The sequence below is a fragment of the Roseibium sp. FZY0029 genome (genome assembly GCF_036350355.1).
Classification (GTDB): Bacteria; Pseudomonadota; Alphaproteobacteria; order Rhizobiales; family Stappiaceae; genus Roseibium.
This window is the reverse complement of record NZ_JAZDVZ010000003.1, coordinates 312,954-330,810: the sequence shown is the minus strand read 5'-3', so window position 1 is coordinate 330,810 and position 17,857 is coordinate 312,954. Positions and strand designations below refer to the sequence as shown.

Here is a 17,857-nt window from a genome sequence, read left to right as displayed (position 1 = left end):
TCTTCCATGGCCTGTCGGGCGGCGGAGGGGATGGGTGCCCCAGTTTGTTAGAAGTCGCCTCTGCGGCGGGCGGCGCTGAATGGGACGCATTTGGTTGATGATTTCAGTGGGTGCCCAAGGCCTTCGCCAAAAAGGCGATCTGGCAAAAAGACGCGGCTTCCGGCAAGGCAAACAAAAAAGAAACCCGCCCGCGAGGCCTGCGGGCGGGGTGTCCAGGGTGATGGTCTAAAGGGCCGGATGGCGGAAATCCGGTGGGCAGGAACCCGCCCTCTTTTTGGGCCGGCGGTCTAACGGGCCGCGACCATCTCGCGCTGGACTTTGCTCCTTACGGTTTTGACGTTGTCGAGCACCTTGGGGCAGGTTGTGTTCGACGTCTGTTTTTCGCGCAGGAACGAAGCCATTCGGGCATCGATATCCCTCAGACGGGATTCTCTGGAAGGCGCACGGTGCAAGTCAGCAAAAGGTGAAAACATGGGCAGAAACGGGTTCATTCAACCCTCCCGATTGGCGTGGTGAAGTGGTTCAGTATGCGAGCTGCGGAGCTCTGAGGTTGGTTTCGATCCGCGCGATTTCGTCCCTTAGCCGGAGTTTGAATTTCTTCAGGGACCGTATGTGCTGCGTATCCGGATAGGGGTGCAATTCCTCCCTGCGGATAAGGGCATCCAGAGTGTTGTGCTGGCTGCGCAGCGACTTCAGTCTGTTGTACATCGCGTTCCTCCTCTCTCGTGGGCCGTGTCTTTGACGCCCTTGATATGGTGGCTGAGGGGGGATAGATGAAATACATTGTTTCGATTGAGTTGATAGAAAATCTCTATCGATCGCGGGGTACTATGCGGTTTCGACCATCGTCACGGCAACTCGACTATTTTGTTGCGCTTGCAGAAACCTTGCACTTCGGCAAGGCCGCTGTGCGGTGCCACGTATCGCAACCGACACTTTCAGCCCAGTTCAAGCTGCTTGAAGATCAGCTCGGCTGCACATTGCTGGAGCGTGGCAGCGGGGGCATCAGCCTGACGGCCTCCGGTGAACGCCTTCTGCCACTCGCGCGGCGCGCGCTGGAAAATCTCGACGAAATCGTGACGCTGGCTCAGGCGGGGCAATCAAATCTTGGCGGTTTGATCCGTCTTGGCGTCTCACCCACATTCGGGCCGTATTTCATGCCCTACCTTTTGCCGATTCTGAAACGCGAGTTTCCGCTGCTTGAACTCTATATCCGTGAAGACAGGCCGAATCTTCTGGAGGAGGGACTGATGTCCGGTGCGCTCGACTGCATTTTGACGCCGGATTTCGCTGCGTCGGATCAGTGGACGGCGCGGGTCCTGTGCCGGGAAAGCGTTTCTCTTGCCGTGCCGAAGTCGCATCCGTTGGCCGGCGTCGACGTGATCCCTGTTGAAATGCTGCGCGGTGAAAAGTTGCTCGCTCTCGGTCAGGGCTTTCGTCTTCACAACGACGTTCAGGCGCTGGCGCACGCTGCAGGGGCTGATTTCCGTCAGGACTATGAAGGCACAAGCCTGGACGCCTTGCGCCAGATGGCCTCGATCGGCATGGGGCTGGCGCTCTTTCCTGCTGCCTACATTGCTTCCGAGTTCGGCAAGGAGCCGGATCTTCTGTTGAAGAAGGTCGAGGGCCTGCCGATGCGCCGGATGATGTATCTCGTCTGGCGATCGGGGTCTTCCCGCACAACCCATTATGAAAAGCTGTTGTCGCTTGCGCTGCAGGCAGTGGGCAGCATGAAGGTTGACGGGATCGAGTCTGCCTGAGCATTGACTTGAGGCCGGATCAGAGCTGTCAGGCGAGGGAGACGGAAAACGCACTCTGCCGTTCCACGTAATCCTCCCCATATTGCCGCTCCCGTAAAAACGTGCCAGCCTCGAAACAAACGGCGGAGGAGGAGAGCCATGCCCGAGATTTCAAGCGACCGAGACTGCCAGACCGTCATTACCACCTTCGAAATGACGCCGGGCACCTGTTACGACCTTCTGGACGAGCTGAAGGACGCCTACGAAAATTTCATTCGCCATCAGCCGGGCTTCATTGGGGCGGGATTGCATGTGAACGATGCGCAGACCCGGATCGCCAATTATTCGCAATGGCGCCGGCGGGAAGATTTCCTGGCCATGTTGCGCACCACGGAAATGCGTGAGCGCAACCGGCGCATCAGTTCAATGTGCAAGAGTTTCGAGCCCGTGATGTATGATGTCGCGGAATCCTTTGACTGACCCGACTTCACGGGTCTGAAAGTGCAGGTGCTGGTCACACAAGATCAGCACTGACACAGGATCGGCTTTTCCGCTGCGGGGTTCGGTGCTAGGGTTTGCACCTTCCTGAATTCCTTCGGAAATTTCCCATGACCTATCAGATTGTCGAGTGCCGCTCGTTCGAGGCTGCACAGCTTTGCGAGGCCTTGAACCTGGCGTTTTCGGATTACGTTACGCCGATGCATCTGAGCGAACAGGACTTCCGGGAGTTTCAGCGCCAGCGCGGGTTTTCGTCAGAAAACTCCTTTGCAGCCATGGCAGGCGCGGAGATTGCCGCTTTCTGGTTTTCAAGCCCACCCAACCCGGAATTCGGCAACCGGGCTTATACCTTGTCCGTCGGCACGAGCCCGGCCCACCGCCGCAAGGGCCTGTCGCGGCAACTGCTTGCGGCGGTCATCGAAAGACAGCGAAACGTAGAGTCAAAGGGCCTACAGCTCGAGGTCATAACGACCAACGACAAAGCCGTTTCTGCCTATGAGGCCTTCGGCTTTCACCGGGAGCGAACGCTTGGTGTGTTTCGTCTCAATGAGAGCGAAGCGCTTGCGGCGAAGGCGGGAGAGTGGGCTGTCGGGAAGATCGGGCTCGACGATCTACCGGAAGATACGAGTGCCTTCTTCGACACACAGCCGACACCTCAGAACGGCTTTGCAGCGCTGCATGGCCTTAGCCCGGATGTCCATCTTCTGGCCGTCCGCCGTGGTGACGATCTTCTGGGCTGGGGCGCAAGTTTTGCAGATGGGGCGGTCGCACAGATTGCCGTTCACAAGGACCATCGCCGAAACGGCATCGGCAGCGCCCTGCTGTCCGGGCTGATGGAAGCGGTCGGTAAATCCGACCTGCGGTTCGTCAACGTCGATGCCGCCACGCAAAGCGCCAATGCCTTCCTGCGTCAGGCTGGTGCGGAGGAACTGCTGCAGCAATATGAAATGCAGCTGGATTTGTGAGAGAACCTGGGAGGTCAGGTTTCCTGGTCGGTCTTGCGGAACGGCGCGTGCTCGGCAAGCGCCTCGTTCTCGCGCTGAACGGCGAGACGCTCATGTTCCAGATAATCGGCAACAGCCTGATGCAACCCTTCATGGGCGATCCAGTGGGCTGAGTAGGTCGTTGTCGGCAGATAGCCACGCGCCAGCTTGTGCGCTCCCTGTGCACCGGCTTCCACGCGCTTCAGCTTGTTGGCAATGGCAAAGTCGATTGCCTGGTAGTAGCAAAGCTCGAAATGCAGGAACGGATGATGCTCGGTACAGCCCCAGTGGCGCCCGAACAACGTGTGAGAGCCGATGAAGTTGAGGGCGCCGGCAATATATTGGCCGTGCCGTTTGGCAAGCACCAGCAACGTACGGTCCGCCAGCCTCTCGTTGATCAGCGAATAGAACTTGCGGTTCAGATAGGGGCGGCCCCACTTCCGTGAGCCTGTGTCCATGTAGAACTTGTAAAACGCGTCCCAGTGCGCCTCGGTCAGATCGGACCCGGTGACCCATTCCACCTCGATGCCATCGGCACTCAGGGCTTCGCGTCGTTCCTTCTTCACCGCCTTGCGCTTGCGGGAGGCGAGATCTGCCAGAAAGCCGTCGAAACTGTCGTAGTCGTGGTTTTCCCAGTGAAACTGCTGGTCCGTCCGTTGCAGATAGCCAAGGTCGCCAAGAGTGTCCCACTCGGATTTGGTCAGAAAAGTCGAATGAACGGACGATGCGCCCGAGCGCTGACACACCTGCACCAGACCGGCTGCCAGCGCCTGCAGGCCTGCCTCGCGGTTGACGCCGGGCCCCGTCAGAAACCGGCGCCCGGTGGCCGGCGTGAAGGGAACGCTGATCTGCAGCTTGGGATAATACTCACCGCCGGCACGGTAAAACGCATCCGCCCAGCCGTGGTCGAACACATATTCGCCCTGCGAATGGCTTTTGAGATAGGCTGGAACGGCGCCGAGGATCTGTCCGCTGCCATCTTCCAGCAGCATATGTCTTGGCAGCCAGCCGGTCGCTTCCGTGGCACAGCCGGATGCCTCCAGCGCTTCCAGAAAGGCGTGGGAGAGGAAAGGGTTGAAATCCACGCTCTCATCGGCCGGCTCGGAGCCGCCGCCGAGTGCGCCGGAAAGCTCGGCAAATGCCTCGCATCTCGGGTCCTGCTGCAACTTGCCTCGACCGGAAAGCTGCCAGCCGGGATTGGCCACCTGGTCCCAGTTGGAGGCAGAGACATCCTTCAGGGAAGACAGAATGCGCAAAGTCGCCGTCTGTCCACCGTCGTCATGCGCCGGGGCGTTGCTGTCGGTGGACCGGGAGGAGGTCATGCGTCAGAAGAAACCAAGTTTGAAACCATCCTCTTGATGTAGCGCTGGCATTTTGCAGTGCAAGAGGCTGAGACCGTGCGATGGTTATTTCTACACAGAACGGGCGGCACCCTTGTCCGGATCGAAGCCTTCGAAAACGATCTGATCGGCGTAGCGGTTGGCCTTTTCCCGTTGTTCCGTGGTGCGCACGGTCCACGACATCAGAGGCACCTTGAACACCGAGCGCAGCAAGCTGGGCCCGGCCTTGGGCAGGTCCTTGACACCATAGGAAATGAAGTGCGGGCGCGTGCGCGGCGCATGCAGGATATGGCGCAGGATGAAACGGTCGACGCGGCTGTAGCGTGCATAATCCGGACCCGGCTCGGCACCGTCGGCGACGATGCCGCGTAGCACCGAGGCGTTGCGCGCCTTTGCAATCGACAACATGTCCGGATCGAACGACTTGATGCAGGCTGGGCCCTTGTAAGCCGCCACCTTGTCGGTGACATGGCGCACGAAGTCCATCTGCGCATCTCGGCGCATAAGGGACTTGATCTCGATCACCAACGGCACGCGGCCGTCGACAAGGTCGAAAAGGTCCTTCAGCAGCCAGAGCCTGTCCGTTCCGGTCTTCATGTGAACTTTGGTGAGCTCGGACGCGGCAAGATCGATGACCCTGCCGGTTCCCTCCGCCAGCCGTTCCATCGTGTAGTCATGGAACACCAGAGCTTCGCCGTCTGCCGTTTCCTGAACATCCACCTCGATCGCGAAATTCTTGTCGATCGCATGCTGGATGGCGGTCGGCGTGTTTTCGATCACGCCGTTATCGGCATCGTGATAGCCGCGGTGGGCAATCGGGCGGGCGAAGATGGCTTCGAGTTCCGGTGTCATGGCGGCGGGCTCGGTTGGAAAGAATTGCCTCGCCGGCCGGATGGCATCGGGAGGAGCAGGGGGCGGGAAAAGCCCTGCTATAGGTCAGTTTTCGATTTCGAAAATCGCTTCGATTTCGACAGCGGCACCGAAAGGCAGGGACGCGGCGCTGACGGCAGAGCGTGCATGGCGGCCTTTATCGCCCATTGCCTCAACCAGGAAGTCGGACGCACCGTTGATCACCTGAGGCTGGTCGGCAAATTCGGCTGTGGAGTTCACGAACCCCACGATCTTCACAAGCCGGGCAACCTTGTCGAGATTTCCCGTGGCCGCTTTTGCCTGGGCCAACAGGTTGATGGCGCAAAGCTTTGCTGCGGCTTTGCCTTCGTCGACACCGAGACCGTCACCCAGCTTGCCGGAAACCTGAAGCTTGCCATCCGCCATCGGCAGTTGGCCGGAAACGAACAGCTGATTGCCCGTCTTAACGAAAGGAACGTAATTGGCCGCCGGGGCCGCTGCTTCCGGAAGAGTGATGCCAAGCTCGCTCAGCCGGGCTTCGATCGCGCTGCTCATGTGGGGGGCTCCAAGTTTGAGAATTCTTGGCGTGTCTTGGCGTAATTCGTTGAAAGTGACAAGGCTAAAATGGGAGCTGCACGGTAAAAGGAAACTGTGGAGGAGCTTGGTTTCATGCGCCGTGGCCCCCACCTTAATATCGCGATTTGTGAAATAACAGGCCAACGGGGCTTGAGGCAGGGCCATACATTCGCGGTAGCGAAATGTGCCGTTTGCCGCATAATGTGTGGAACCGGTCCAGGTGGCGTTTCCACCCGGACAAGAATGAGGTTTTTTTGATGCAATGCGTTCCGAAGTCAGTGTCCTCGACCGTTGGTGCGATCGTTCTTGCCGTCGCCGCTTATGCGGTGCCTGGCCTGGCCGGCGCCAACGCGAGCGGTGCTGCCGGCTTTAAGCTCGTGCCCCATCGTGCCGTTTACGACATGAACCTGGGAGACAGCGAGGAGCAAGCCGGGATTGCCGGTCTGAGCGGACGCATGGTCTATGATTTCTCCGGAAGCGCCTGTGAGGGGTACAGCGTCAATTTCCGTTTTGTCACCGAATTCCAGGACACCGACGGTGGGTCTCAGATCACCGATCTGCAAACCACATCGTTCGAAGAGCCCCGGGCCGAAAGCTACCAGTTCCTCTCCAAGACCTTTGTCGACCAGAAACTGGTTGAGGCGACCCGGGGGACTGCGCGGAACGGAAAGAAAGTTCGCACCGTCGAATTGAAGGAACCTGCGGAAAAGTCGCTGGAGATTGGCCGGGAAGTGCTGTTTCCGACGGAACATCTTCTGGCGATCCTGCAGGCTGCCGAAGCGGGTGTGCACTTTGTTGCAGCCGATATCTATGACGGCGCCGAGACCGGAGAGAAGGTTTATGCCACGACGACGGTGATCGGTGCCAAGGCTGTCAACGACGCAACGACCGATGCCGACCATGTCGACGCGCCACTCTCTGGCAAAAGCTACTGGCCTGTAACGGTTGCCTATTTCGATCCCACGGCCGAGGATGCGAGTGGAGAGCTTTTGCCGGTCTATCAGCTTTCTTTCTGGCTCTATGAGAACGGCATCAGCGGTCACCTGAAGCTCGACTACGGTGATTTTACCATTCACGGCAAGATGGCGTCGCTGGAGCTTTTCGACGAAACCGAGTGCCCGCAGCAATAACCGGGCCTGGTTATTCGCTTAGAATAAAAATCAGTGGCGAGCCGATCAGGTCTCGCCATTTTTCTTGGCTTCCCTAGCTGCGCGTGCCGCGTGCGTGAGGCCGAGTTCCACCGCCGAGTTGCCGAATTTGTCCCTCAGGCGGTCCACGGCCAGTTCCGCACTCTTCCGCCGTTCCGCTGCCTGATCCAGCAGGTCTCTGGGGTCGGCCCGATCCGCATTTTCCAGATCGCTGACCCCAATGCCTATAAGCCGGAACCGGCGGCCATCGGCTTCGATTTGAAGAAGGCTTTCGCCCGCGGCATAGATCTTGTCGGCGAGTTGGGTCGGATCGGAAAAATGCCGGGCACGGGTGATCGTCTTGAAGTCTGCGGTTTTCAGTTTCAGGGTGACGCCACGTCCAGAAAGATCGGCTTTCTTCAGCCGGGCCGACACCTTTTCCGCAAGGTTTCTGAGGATGGGACGTAGGGTGTCGACGTTTGAGATGTCCGTGAAGAACGTGGTTTCCGCAGAAACGCTTTTCGCGCCACGCTCAGGCGTGACCTCCCGGCTGTCGTCGCCGTGCGACAAGCGGGCAAGACGCAATCCGATGGAGCCGTAACGACGGGCGAGATCCGTCGCTTCCATTTCCTGAAGCTGACCGATGGTGCGGATGCCGTCTTTCTCCAGCTTCTTCTGGAACACCTTGCCGACACCCCATATGCGGCCCACCGGCATGGTGGCCAGAATCTCTTCAGCTTCTGCAGCGCCAATGACGGAAAAGCCACGTGGTTTTTCCAGATCGGAGGCAAGTTTTGCCAGAAACTTGTTAGGGGCAAGGCCGACGGACGCCGATATGCCGATGTCGGTTTCAAGGTCGCGTATGAAGCCGGCGAGTGTTTCAGCGGGCGACTTCCTGTGCAGGCGCTCGGTACCCGTCAGGTCGAGAAAAGCTTCGTCGATGGACAGGGGCTCCACAAGTGGCGTGAGCGCTCGCATACGTTCGCGGATCTCTTTTCCAACGCTTGCGTATTTCGCCATATTGGGCTTGATCACGATCGCCTGGGGACAAGCTTCAAGCGCCTTGAACATGGGCATTGCGGACCGCACACCGTAGATGCGGGCAATATAGCAGCATGTGGAAACCACTCCGCGCTGGCCGCCGCCAACAATGACGGGCTGGTCCTGAAGCTCCGGATTATCGCGCTTTTCAATCGAGGCGTAAAAGGCGTCGCAATCGATATGGGCAATCGCCAGTGTGTCGAGTTCCGGATGCCTGACCAGCCTCGGACTGCCGCAACGGGGGCACCGCGCGGCCGACGGGGCAGGGCGGGCGCCACAGTCTCGGCAAAGGGCACGTAAGGGCGGAGCGGGTTGGGACACGATTCTGGCAATCGGCTGCGGTGCGGACGGGCAATCAGCCGTTCTGATGGTTTCGGCTTGAGCCCTGCAGAATAGCGCCGATAAAGGCGGCCGTCTCCTGCCAATCGCCGCTCAGAAGGTCAATATGGTCGGCCTTTTCGGTCGCGTTCAGAAATCTGGCATCGGCAATGAACTGGATCTGGACAGCAGACGGCAGTGTCGCGTGCACGGACTCGTGGTTTGTCGGACTGTCGTCAATGAAGACGACCGGCTCCGGACGACCACGCGACAGGGCTGCAACAGCGCCGCCCTTGGGACCCGAATTCGTCAGCAAGGGGAAGGCAATGCCAAGGCCGGCCAGCAGCTTTTCCCGCGCGGGCTTGTTATGGCCACCGGGCAGGTTTGTCAGCAGGATCACGTCCCAGTCCGCTGCCAGTGCGTTCAGAGCGTCGCCTGCACCGGGCACCATGTCCTGAGAATGGCTCACCTCATCAAAGAACTCGAGAAGAAGCCTGCGAACGTCATCGGACGACAGTGGCTGCTGACCATCCTGGCGGCCGATGTTGCCGGTCAATCTGTATTCGTATTTCAGGAAAGCCAGCTCGCGCGCATGAAGATAGTCTTCCAGATGCGCGATCAGATGCAGGATCACTTCATCGACATCGCAGATGATCAAGGGACGGCTTGATACAGGCAGTGCATGGATCTGGCTCAGAACCTCGGGCAGTACCTGCGTCGGCTCAGGCATAATCTTCGTCTCCACCGGCGATCGCATAGCGTGCGGCTGCCATCATTGTCGGCCGTATTCCGGCGTTTTCACAAAAGGCAAGCAGCAGCGCCTCGTCCATCATGTAGAACTCGAGCACGCCTGCCAGAAAGCCCGGTTCACCTGCCGCTTCTCGAATCATTTCCGGCCCAATCCCGGAAAAAGCCAGAAACCTGCCGATCTGTTCCGGATCCCGGCTGAGCTGCAGAAGGGCTTCAGTGGCAATTCCTTGTGCTTCTTCAACGGACAATGACTTGCTCTGTATATTTTTCATTGTGTTTTTTTGCCTTTCTGAAACGATTCCGGGTTAGAAGAAATTTAATGCGGACCGGGGAAGGGTTCTACCGCGGACGAAAACGTGCTGCGAAGATAAAATGGGACCGGCAAGTGGCCGGGTAAAGGGCCGGACATATGGCAAAATCCGTGTTGATCGTCGAAGACAACGAGCTGAACATGAAGCTGTTTCATGATCTGCTCGAAGCGCACGGCTATAATACATTGCAGACCCGGACCGGCATCGAAGCGTTGCAATTGGCCCGTGAGCATCATCCCGATCTCATCCTGATGGATATTCAGCTTCCGGAAGTTTCCGGGCTTGAGGTCACCAAGTGGATCAAGGAAGACGAGGATATCGCGTCCATCCCGGTGATAGCGGTGACGGCCTTTGCCATGAAGGGGGATGAGGAGCGTATCCGTCAGGGCGGCTGCGAAGCCTATATTTCCAAGCCGATCTCTGTCGCAAAGTTCCTGGAAACAGTGCGCGCATATCTCGGCGAAGCATAACGGGCTGCCCGGCGAGGGGCCGTTGCCGGCAAAGGTTTCCTCAAGGTTTCACGGTTGAATGGCTCTGCCACCCGCGGATATACCGCGCGAATCGCAAATCCTCGTGTTCACGCGCTCTTCATATTAAGGTTACGGATTTACTAAAACGGCATTGTTTCTGTGCATATTTTGCGGAATATATTGCAATCAGGCAACATTCAGGTAGGGTGACCCGCAGGTCAGGGTTTTCCCTGATCGCCTCTATGACGTGGTTAAGAACGCAGCAGCGTCAAAACAGGCATTGCAGTTTCCCCTCGGAGTGCTCAGGTCCGCCGCATCTCCTGGGTCCGTGGGGCAGGTCGGCAGGGAACCGGCCGATGAGTGGCCTCCTCGAATGCCGTGTTCCCGCCGACCACTAATTTTTCTGGTGAAAACAGTGAAGCAGCGTCAGCAGCAATGCTGAAACTGCTTCGTCGTGCCCTTCCATTGGCGAGTATCACTTTGCCTGGCATGAGTCGCGACTTTCAACTGACCCGGCAAAACTCAAACCATTCTTGCTGTCAGACATCAAAAAAACCCGCCGTTTCCGGCGGGTTCTTGAAAAGTCGTCTGAAACCGGATCTTACTTGATCTTGGTTTCCTTGAACTCGACGTGCTTCTTTGCAATCGGGTCGTATTTCTTTTTGACCATCTTCTCGGTCATCGTACGGGAGTTCTTCTTGGTAACATAGAAGAAGCCGGTGTCAGCCGTGGAGAGGAGCTTGATCTTGATTGTTGTCGCCTTGGCCATGGCCTTGGATCCTGTTCTCTGTTGTCGGGCAAAGAGTTCTTGCGGCCAGATGGCTGGCGATGAATCTGCCCCAATGTCTGAAATCAGCGCGCAACCTACTCATCGCAGCGCGAAAGTCAAGCACTTGCTAAGGTCTGGCCACCTTTTCAGGCCATCTCAGCCATTCTGCCGCAGGGCTGTCAGAGCCTCCATTATTGCTTCGACCGATCGGTCCACAGTCAGACTGAAGCTGTCCAGTTGAAGACGAGGTTCCGTCCAGGGTTCGTATGCATGTTCTTGAACCTCAAACCAGCGGGGCAGGGTCTGCCCATCGATTTCACAAGCTCTGCTTTCAACGCGATTTCTGTGTTCATGCTCATCCGAACAGATGATTTCAACATTCAATAGTGCTGCGTCGGTAGACCGCGCGGTGTCCGCCCACATTTGCCGGGACTCGGCCACCGGGTTGACTGTATCGGCAACGACGTTGTGACCAAGCTTCAGATTTCCGGCAGCGATGGCTGCAAGGGCGAGATATCCTGCATCTTCGGGAGCATGAACGTTCAGGGCGCTGCGCTTCAGCGCAGTCTCAACGGAATCGACGCGCAGGAGAAACGCGGGCAGGCGCTGGCAAAGTGTCTTGGCGATGGTCGACTTGCCGACGCCGGGCAAGCCGGAAAGCGAAATCAGGAAGGGAATCTCTCGAAATAAGCCTTCGTGCGCGTAAGCCCGGCGAAGCGTCGATCGCAGGTGGCCTTAAAGCTCCTGCTTCACGAAGCCGCCCTTGCGGAAGAAATAATAGGGGACAGGAGTAGCAGGAGAAAGGTCGGGGTCTTTCTCCAGCCTGTTTTCCAGGTCGGTCAGGATCTTGTTTGTGATCATCGGCATGTCTTTCTGCCGTGCTTCTTCAAATGTCAGCCAGGCACAATCTTCCAGCTCGCCCGATGGCCCTGTGCCTGAGGGCAACCTGTCGGCAATAGCATCGGCCCAGACGGCCAGAAAACGGGTGTCGAAGCGCCGCGGGCGTTGTGGTGGGGTGATGGCCCTAGCAATCATGCGCAGGCCGCCCAGGTCCGGCTGTATGCCGCGCTCGGCAAAAGCCTCGAAGCCGGTACCGAGGCGAAGGCCGTTGCCTTGCGCCGGACGACCAATGAACAGGCCGGCCTCTTCATAGGTTTCCCGAATGGCCGCCAGCGCCAGCGCGCGAACCCGCGCGGCCGATTTGGCATTTTTCAGGTCGCGAGTGAGCTTGGCCTCGACATCCGGATGATAGGGAAGCACGTCGGTGATGCGGGAATCGGCGACATCCACCCGGCCTCCCGGGAACACGAACTTGCCCGGCATGAAAGCATGGCGCATGTGGCGCCGGCCCATCAGAAGCTTGACCGAGCCCTGATCGTCACGGTCCAGAATGAGCAGCGTTGCGGCGTCCTTGGGACGGATATAGGGGTAATCCCCGGCTTTTTCGTCTTTCGCCAGTTGCTTTTCGAACGAACCGCTCATGTGATCCTTTCGGAAGGCACCGGGATGGGAGGCGTGTCGTCTTCGGCATCCGGATCGAAACCGTGCATGTAGAGCGCCCATTGCAGACCTATCAGCGCGCCTTTGATCGGTCGCAGAAGCGAAAGCGACAGGATCAGCGTCAGCGGCACCCACAGAGACATATGGATCCACAGCGCGGGGTGCCACAACACTTCCACGGCCAGAAGGCCGGGAACGATGATATGGCCGACAATGGTGATTGTGAAATAGGGCGGGGCGTCGTCTGCCCGGTGATGATGGAACTCCTCACCGCAGACAGAGCAGGCATAATGGGGCTGAAGGAAGCCATCGAACAGCTTGCCTTTGCCGCAGTTCATGCACCGGTTGCCCGCCCCGCGCAGCATGGCCTGCAGAACGTTGCGCCGCGGCTTTTCTGAAACCGTTTCCGGCTTTTCCAGTTTGTCGTGCAGTTCATAGCGGACCGTCACGAAGACCTCCTTCGACCCTGTTTCTTCGGTGAGGTCTTGCCGCGTCCGCCCCTTGGCGGACCGCGCCGCACCTTGGGTGCGGCTTTCCGGATGCGTTTGCCGGCAATGGTGCCGTGGCTTTGCAGCTCGAATGTCAGCGCACCGGCAAAGGGGGCTGCTTCCACCAGCCGGACCTCCACTTGATCGCCAAGTTGGTAGGTCTCGCCGGTTTTGTCACCTATCAGCGCATGCGACCCTTCGTCATAGCGGTAATAATCAAGGCCAATGGTGGAGGCCGGCACGAAGCCGTCTGCACCTGTCTCTGACAGGCGAACGAACATGCCGGACTTGACCACCCCGGCAATCCTGCCCTGGAAGGTCGCGCCGATCTGGTCGCTCATCCACAGGGCGATCAGACGGTCGATGGTGTCGCGTTCTGCAAGCATGGCTCGCCGTTCTGCGGCGGAGATCTCCGCGCCGATGGCCTCAAGCTTCGTCTCGATGCCTTCCGGCAGTCCGTCGTTGCCGAGGCCGAGCGCGGATATCAGCCCACGGTGAACGATAAGATCGGCATACCGGCGGATCGGTGACGTGAAATGCGCATAGCGTCTCAGGTTCAAGCCGAAATGGCCGATGTTATGCGGGGCGTATTCCGCCTGGGCCTGGCTGCGCAACACCACCTCGTTGACGAGGTTAGCCTGGGGCGTGTCCTTCACCTTGGCCAGAATGCCGTTGAAGGCTGACGGGCGCAGGCCCCCGGAAGAGGGCAGCTTGATGTTGAGTGTCGACAGGAAGTCTTTCAGGTTTTCAAGCTTCTCAGGCGTCGAGGCATCGTGGATGCGGTAGAGCAGGGGCGTTTTCTTCCGCTCCAGCGTTTCCGCGGCCGCTACGTTCGCCTGGATCATGAACTCTTCGATCAGCTTGTGGGCGTCGAGACGCTCCGGCACATAGACATGATCAACAGTCCCGTCCGGTTTCAGCTTGATCTTGCGTTCCGGCAGATCCAGTTCCAGTGGTTCGCGCGCCTCGCGTCCCTTCTTCAGCACTTCATAAGCTGCCCAGAGCGGCTTCAGGACGCCGTCGAGAAGGGTTTCGGTCTTCTCGTCCGTCGTGCCGTCAATCGCCTTCTGGGCCTGCAGATAGGAGAGTTTCGCCGCAGAGCGCATCAGCACCCGGTGGAAAGTGTGCCCAGTTTTGCGACCGGTCTTGTCGAAGATCATCCGCACGCCAAGCGCCGGTTTGTCTTCCTTTTCTCTCAGCGAACACAGCTGGTTGGATATCCGTTCCGGCAGCATCGGGATGACCCGGTCGGGAAAATAGACCGAGTTCCCGCGCAGGTTCGCTTCCCGGTCCATGGGCGATCCGGGGGTGACGTAATAAGCGACGTCCGCGATGGCCACATAGCAGATGTAGCCGCCTTCGTTGGCCGGGTCGTCGTCCGCTTCGGCGAAGACGGCGTCGTCGTGGTCCTTGGCGTCGGGCGGGTCGATGGTGATCAGCGGCACCTGCCGCCAGTCCTCGCGCTTGCCGAGTTTCTCGACCGGCTGTGCACTCTCGGCCTGCGCTTCGACGGCTGCCGGGAAGACATGCGGAATACCGTGCGACTGCAGCGCTATCTCCGAAACCGCCTTTTCCGAATTCATCGAGCCGAAGCGCTCGACCACCGACGCGACGGGATGGCCGTAGCGGCCGGAGCGCGTCACCTGCACGCTGACAAGATCACCGTCTTCCGCGTCCTTCAGCTCGCGCGGATCGATGTCGAGTTCCCGCTGCTTGCGGTCGATTGGTTCAAGATAGGGCGGGCGGCTGCCGTCGCGCTTGCGCAGAATGCCGAGGATCGCCCCCTGGCGTTTTTCCAGAACCCGGATGACGCGGGCAACGTGATCTGCTTCGGGGCTGCCCTCGGCCTCTGTCAGGCGCACGAGTACCCGGTCACCGAGGCCGGGTTGCGTCGCCTTGGTCTTGCCGGTCAGGACAAGAATTTTTGGCGCGGTGCCGGCCTCGTCGTCCCAGTCGACAGGGGTTGCTATCAGCTCGCCGTCCTTGTCGCGCGCGACCAGGTTAGCCACAAAAACCGGTGGCAGGTCGCCCGGACGGATCATGCGCTTGTTGCGCTTTTCCATGAGGCCGTCGTCGGTCAGGTCCTTCAGCATCTTTTTCAGATGGATGCGGGCACCGCCGATAATGCCGAAATGGCGGGCGATCTCGCGCTTGCCCGCGCGGCCCGGGTTGTCGGCAACAAACGCGAGAATATCCTCGCGAGAGGGCATTTCACCCGGAACCTTGGTGTGTTTTCGATTGGTGTGCTTGCGCGTGTTAATTCTTTTTGCGCTCAACTCGCATCATCCCAGGGCACCTCAGCGGACGACGCATCAACCTTGGCCTTTGCGGATGACTTCGCCGTCGTCTTCTTGGTGGCCGTCTTTTTGGTTGCTGTTTTCTTCGCGGCCGGTTTCTTCGCCGCCGCTTTCTTCTTGGTGCCACCCTTCGAGGCCTTCGCCGCGATCAGCTCCAGTGCCTGTTCCATCGTCACGGCTTTGGGGTCGGTATCCTTCGGCAGCGTGGCGTTGACCTTGCCATGCTTGACGTAAGGCCCGTAGCGACCGTCGTAGACATTGATCGGGCCGCCTTCGGAGGGATGCTCGCCAAGCTCCTTCAGCGGTGTAGCCGCCGCACCGCCGCGGCCGCCGCCCTTGGCACGTTTCTGCGCCAGCGCATCGACCGCACGGTTGATGCCGACGGAAAAAACCTCGTCCGGGGTGGACAGGTTCGCATAGGTGCCTTCATGCAGCACGAACGGGCCGTAACGGCCGATCCCGGCCGTGATCATCTTGCCGTCTTCCGGATGCGGGCCGACTTCGCGCGGCAGCGACAGAAGCTGCAGCGCCTTTTCAAGGTCCATGTCCGGCGCGGACCAGCCACGGGGCAGGGAGGCCCGTTTCGGCTTGGCTTCCTCGCCCAACTGGACGTAAGGGCCGAAGCGACCCTTGCGCAGGGAAACGTCAAGGCCGGTTTCCGGGTCTGTGCCGAGAACTTTCGGGCCGTCGTCACCTTCGCCGTCCTCGCCGCTCGGTTTGCCAAGCTGCCGGGTGAAGCCGCATTCCGGGTAATTGGAGCAACCGATAAAGGCCCCCCAACGGCTGACCTTGAGAGAAAGCTGGCCGGTGTCGCAGGACGGACACTTGCGCGGATCGGAACCGTCTTCCTTCGGCGGGAAAATATGCGGACCGAGCAGCTCGTTGAGGGCGTCGATGACATGCGCAACGCGCAGGTCCTTGATCTCGTCGACAGCACCGGAAAAGCCGGTCCAGAAATCGCGCAGCACCTCGAGCCAGGAAAGCTCGCCGGCGGAAATCTTGTCGAGTTGTTCTTCCAGGCTCGCGGTGAAGTCGAACTCCACGTACCGATGGAAGAAGCTTTCCAGGAACGCCGTGACGATGCGGCCCTTGTCCATCGGGACAAGCTGCTTCTTGTCGAGTTCGACATAGTCGCGGTCGCGGAGGGTCTGCAGCGTCGAGGCATAGGTGGACGGCCGGCCGATGCCGAGCTCTTCCATCTTCTTGACGAGGCTGGCTTCGGTGTAGCGCGGCGGGGGGGTCGTGAAATGCTGCGAGGCTTCGATTGCCTGCGCGGTTCCATCGACCGAGGCCGCCGTCAGGGCAGCGCCTTCATCGACGGCCGGCAGACGCTTGGAGTTTTCGTCTTCCTCGTCGTCACGGCCTTCCTGATAAAGCGCAAGGAAACCGTCGAACCGGACAACCGAGCCCGTAGCCCGCAGATTGGCACGCTTTCCGGAACCATCAGCAAGGATTTCGATGGTGGTCCGTTCCAGAATGGCCGATTCCATCTGCGATGCCATGGTCCGTTTCCAGATCAGCTCATATAGCTTGGCCTGGTCCGGATCGAGGAAACGGGCAACATCCTTCGGATGGCGCGAAAGGTCCGTCGGCCGGATCGCTTCGTGCGCCTCCTGGGCGTTCTTTGCCTTTGAGGTATAGACGCGCGGTTTTTCAGGAACGTATTTGTCGCCGAAATCCTTGGCGATGACGGAGCGGGCAGCCTCGATTGCTTCGCCGGCAATCTGAACACCGTCGGTACGCATGTAGGTGATGAGACCGGAGGTCTCGCCGCCGATTGCAATCCCCTCATACAGCTTCTGCGCCACCTGCATGGTGCGCGATGCCGAAAATCCGAGCTTGCGCGAGGCTTCCTGCTGCAAGGTGGAGGTGGTGAATGGTGCCGCCGGATTGCGCTTTGCGGGCTTTGACGCGACGCTATCGACCTTGAAGCTGGCGCTTTCCAGCATGGTCTTGATCGCGGTGGCTTCCGCTTCATTGTTGATGTCGAGACGGCCGATCTTCTTGCCGTCGAACCCGGTCACACCAGCCTGGAACATGTCCCCGGTCGGTGTCTTCATGTTGGCGAAGATCGACCAGTATTCCTGCGGCTTGAAGGTTTCGATCTCCATTTCCCGGTCGCAGATCAGCCGCAGGGCGACAGACTGGACGCGGCCTGCGGAACGAGCACCTGGCAGCTTGCGCCATAGAACAGGAGAGAGGGTGAAGCCGACGAGGTAATCAAGGGCCCGGCGGGCGAGATAGGCGTCGACCAGCGGCGTATCCAGCTGGCGCGGATTGTCCATCGCCTCCAGGATAGCTTTCTTGGTGATCGCGTTGAAAACCACGCGCTCAACCTGCTTGTCCTTCAGCACCTTCTTTTTTTGCAGCACTTCCAGAACGTGCCACGAAATCGCTTCCCCTTCGCGGTCGGGGTCAGTCGCGAGAATGAGGCGGTCAGCATCCTTGACCGCACTTGCGATTTCGCTGAGCCGCTTCTGTGCTTTCGCATCCACTTGCCAGCTCATGGCGAAATTGTCGTCCGGCAGCACCGAGCCATCCTTGGCCGGCAGATCTCGCACATGGCCGTAGGAAGCCAGAACCGTATAATCGGAACCGAGATATTTGTTGATCGTCTTGGCTTTCGCCGGCGATTCCACAATGACGACGTTCATTCTTACCCAAATAATTTTTGCCGGATACGGAGCCCCCGTCCGGTGGAGAAGGTGATCTGAGTGCTAATTCAGTGGCGCAGACGATCAAGGATCAAGCGCCGCCTGTCAAATGGACCTTTGATCCTTCCGGGTCAAGCGGTTCGGTCC

At 59.1% G+C, this 17,857-nt stretch carries 19 protein-coding genes; 5 read left to right on the top strand and 14 right to left on the bottom strand.

The window, feature by feature from the left end; genetic code table 11:
- Positions 1 to 287: 287 nt before the first annotated feature.
- A complete protein-coding gene (locus V1T76_RS09900) occupies positions 288 to 491 on the bottom strand; it encodes a hypothetical protein (protein ID WP_330560501.1) in 204 nt (67 codons plus the stop codon).
- Between the two features lie 31 nt (positions 492 to 522).
- Positions 523 to 708: a YdcH family protein gene (locus V1T76_RS09895; protein ID WP_330560500.1), complete on the bottom strand. Its 186-nt coding sequence runs from the start codon at positions 706 to 708 to the stop codon at positions 523 to 525.
- A gap of 65 nt (positions 709 to 773) precedes the next feature.
- Between V1T76_RS09895 and V1T76_RS09890 the strand changes: the two genes are divergently transcribed.
- The 3 genes from V1T76_RS09890 to V1T76_RS09880 all read left to right on the top strand — a co-directional run bounded on the left by V1T76_RS09890 (position 774) and on the right by V1T76_RS09880 (position 3,202).
- Positions 774 to 1,760, top strand: coding sequence for a LysR substrate-binding domain-containing protein (locus tag V1T76_RS09890; protein ID WP_330560499.1), 987 nt, complete (start codon positions 774 to 776; stop codon positions 1,758 to 1,760).
- Positions 1,761 to 1,898: 138 nt separating this feature from the next.
- On the top strand, positions 1,899 to 2,219 hold the full coding sequence (locus tag V1T76_RS09885) for an antibiotic biosynthesis monooxygenase family protein (protein WP_330560498.1): 321 nt from the start codon (positions 1,899 to 1,901) through the stop codon (positions 2,217 to 2,219).
- A 128-nt stretch (positions 2,220 to 2,347) separates the two neighbouring features.
- The gene (locus V1T76_RS09880) at positions 2,348 to 3,202 is read left to right on the top strand and encodes a GNAT family N-acetyltransferase (protein ID WP_330560497.1); all 855 of its coding nucleotides are present in this window, start codon (positions 2,348 to 2,350) and stop codon (positions 3,200 to 3,202) included.
- Between the two features lie 14 nt (positions 3,203 to 3,216).
- Here V1T76_RS09880 and V1T76_RS09875 read toward each other — a convergent pair whose 3' ends face one another.
- The 3 genes from V1T76_RS09875 to V1T76_RS09865 form a co-directional block, all read right to left on the bottom strand.
- Complete coding sequence (locus V1T76_RS09875) at positions 3,217 to 4,542, bottom strand: GNAT family N-acetyltransferase (RefSeq protein ID WP_330560496.1); 1,326 nt, start codon at positions 4,540 to 4,542, stop codon at positions 3,217 to 3,219.
- A 90-nt stretch (positions 4,543 to 4,632) separates the two neighbouring features.
- Positions 4,633 to 5,412, bottom strand: a complete 780-nt coding sequence (locus V1T76_RS09870; RefSeq protein ID WP_330560495.1) for a glycerophosphodiester phosphodiesterase family protein — start codon at positions 5,410 to 5,412, stop codon at positions 4,633 to 4,635.
- A gap of 84 nt (positions 5,413 to 5,496) precedes the next feature.
- Complete coding sequence (locus V1T76_RS09865) at positions 5,497 to 5,964, bottom strand: RidA family protein (RefSeq protein ID WP_330560494.1); 468 nt, start codon at positions 5,962 to 5,964, stop codon at positions 5,497 to 5,499.
- 278 nt (positions 5,965 to 6,242) lie between these two features.
- Between V1T76_RS09865 and V1T76_RS09860 the strand changes: the two genes are divergently transcribed.
- A complete protein-coding gene (locus tag V1T76_RS09860) occupies positions 6,243 to 7,115 on the top strand; it encodes a cell envelope integrity EipB family protein (protein ID WP_330560493.1) in 873 nt (290 codons plus the stop codon).
- A gap of 45 nt (positions 7,116 to 7,160) precedes the next feature.
- Here the strand turns inward: V1T76_RS09860 and V1T76_RS09855 are convergent, their stop codons facing one another.
- From V1T76_RS09855 to V1T76_RS09845, 3 genes are read right to left on the bottom strand one after another with little or no spacing between them, the layout of a single operon-like run.
- Positions 7,161 to 8,477, bottom strand: coding sequence for a DNA polymerase IV (locus tag V1T76_RS09855; protein WP_442970112.1), 1,317 nt, complete (start codon positions 8,475 to 8,477; stop codon positions 7,161 to 7,163).
- A 31-nt stretch (positions 8,478 to 8,508) separates the two neighbouring features.
- Entirely contained in the window at positions 8,509 to 9,201 is a 693-nt protein-coding gene (locus tag V1T76_RS09850; protein ID WP_330560491.1) for a hypothetical protein, read from the bottom strand.
- Positions 9,194 to 9,493 carry a DUF3572 domain-containing protein gene (locus V1T76_RS09845; protein ID WP_040440051.1) on the bottom strand — a complete coding sequence of 100 codons (300 nt, stop codon included), beginning with the start codon at positions 9,491 to 9,493 and terminating at the stop codon, positions 9,194 to 9,196. Before V1T76_RS09845 ends, V1T76_RS09850 begins: the two co-directional genes overlap by 8 nt.
- A gap of 137 nt (positions 9,494 to 9,630) precedes the next feature.
- Here V1T76_RS09845 and V1T76_RS09840 point away from each other — a divergent pair, with 137 nt between their 5' ends.
- Positions 9,631 to 10,002, top strand: a complete 372-nt coding sequence (locus V1T76_RS09840) for a response regulator (RefSeq protein ID WP_006934912.1) — start codon at positions 9,631 to 9,633, stop codon at positions 10,000 to 10,002.
- A gap of 601 nt (positions 10,003 to 10,603) precedes the next feature.
- Here V1T76_RS09840 and rpmG read toward each other — a convergent pair.
- From rpmG to topA, 6 genes are all read right to left on the bottom strand, one after another.
- Positions 10,604 to 10,771, bottom strand: a complete 168-nt coding sequence (gene rpmG, locus V1T76_RS09835) for a 50S ribosomal protein L33 (RefSeq protein WP_006934913.1) — start codon at positions 10,769 to 10,771, stop codon at positions 10,604 to 10,606.
- Between the two features lie 156 nt (positions 10,772 to 10,927).
- Positions 10,928 to 11,437 (bottom strand): AAA family ATPase, encoded by a 510-nt coding sequence (locus V1T76_RS09830; protein WP_330560812.1) that lies wholly within the window; start codon positions 11,435 to 11,437, stop codon positions 10,928 to 10,930.
- A gap of 69 nt (positions 11,438 to 11,506) precedes the next feature.
- Complete coding sequence (locus V1T76_RS09825; RefSeq protein ID WP_330560490.1) at positions 11,507 to 12,253, bottom strand: NUDIX hydrolase; 747 nt, start codon at positions 12,251 to 12,253, stop codon at positions 11,507 to 11,509.
- Positions 12,250 to 12,720, bottom strand: coding sequence for a DUF983 domain-containing protein (locus tag V1T76_RS09820; protein WP_330560489.1), 471 nt, complete (start codon positions 12,718 to 12,720; stop codon positions 12,250 to 12,252). Before V1T76_RS09820 ends, V1T76_RS09825 begins: the two co-directional genes overlap by 4 nt.
- Positions 12,717 to 14,969, bottom strand: a complete 2,253-nt coding sequence (rnr, locus tag V1T76_RS09815) for a ribonuclease R (protein ID WP_330560811.1) — start codon at positions 14,967 to 14,969, stop codon at positions 12,717 to 12,719. The genes V1T76_RS09820 and rnr overlap by 4 nt, the downstream gene beginning before the upstream one ends.
- Before the next feature lie 62 nt (positions 14,970 to 15,031).
- Entirely contained in the window at positions 15,032 to 17,710 is a 2,679-nt protein-coding gene (gene topA, locus V1T76_RS09810; RefSeq protein ID WP_330560488.1) for a type I DNA topoisomerase, read from the bottom strand.
- Positions 17,711 to 17,857 lie beyond the last annotated feature (147 nt).

Coding starts and splice junctions, on each gene's coding strand:
- V1T76_RS09900 (WP_330560501.1), bottom strand. CDS start 491: ATGAACCCGTTTCTGCCCATGTTTTCACCTTTTGCTGACTTGCACCGT.
- V1T76_RS09865 (WP_330560494.1), bottom strand. CDS start 5,964: ATGAGCAGCGCGATCGAAGCCCGGCTGAGCGAGCTTGGCATCACTCTT.
- topA (WP_330560488.1), bottom strand. CDS start 17,710: ATGAACGTCGTCATTGTGGAATCGCCGGCGAAAGCCAAGACGATCAAC.
- V1T76_RS09875 (WP_330560496.1), bottom strand. CDS start 4,542: ATGACCTCCTCCCGGTCCACCGACAGCAACGCCCCGGCGCATGACGAC.
- rpmG (WP_006934913.1), bottom strand. CDS start 10,771: ATGGCCAAGGCGACAACAATCAAGATCAAGCTCCTCTCCACGGCTGAC.
- V1T76_RS09825 (WP_330560490.1), bottom strand. CDS start 12,253: ATGAGCGGTTCGTTCGAAAAGCAACTGGCGAAAGACGAAAAAGCCGGG.
- V1T76_RS09860 (WP_330560493.1), top strand. CDS start 6,243: ATGCAATGCGTTCCGAAGTCAGTGTCCTCGACCGTTGGTGCGATCGTT.
- V1T76_RS09895 (WP_330560500.1), bottom strand. CDS start 708: ATGTACAACAGACTGAAGTCGCTGCGCAGCCAGCACAACACTCTGGAT.
- V1T76_RS09850 (WP_330560491.1), bottom strand. CDS start 9,201: ATGCCTGAGCCGACGCAGGTACTGCCCGAGGTTCTGAGCCAGATCCAT.
- V1T76_RS09840 (WP_006934912.1), top strand. CDS start 9,631: ATGGCAAAATCCGTGTTGATCGTCGAAGACAACGAGCTGAACATGAAG.
- V1T76_RS09845 (WP_040440051.1), bottom strand. CDS start 9,493: ATGAAAAATATACAGAGCAAGTCATTGTCCGTTGAAGAAGCACAAGGA.
- V1T76_RS09890 (WP_330560499.1), top strand. CDS start 774: ATGAAATACATTGTTTCGATTGAGTTGATAGAAAATCTCTATCGATCG.
- V1T76_RS09870 (WP_330560495.1), bottom strand. CDS start 5,412: ATGACACCGGAACTCGAAGCCATCTTCGCCCGCCCGATTGCCCACCGC.
- V1T76_RS09880 (WP_330560497.1), top strand. CDS start 2,348: ATGACCTATCAGATTGTCGAGTGCCGCTCGTTCGAGGCTGCACAGCTT.
- V1T76_RS09885 (WP_330560498.1), top strand. CDS start 1,899: ATGCCCGAGATTTCAAGCGACCGAGACTGCCAGACCGTCATTACCACC.
- rnr (WP_330560811.1), bottom strand. CDS start 14,969: ATGCCCTCTCGCGAGGATATTCTCGCGTTTGTTGCCGACAACCCGGGC.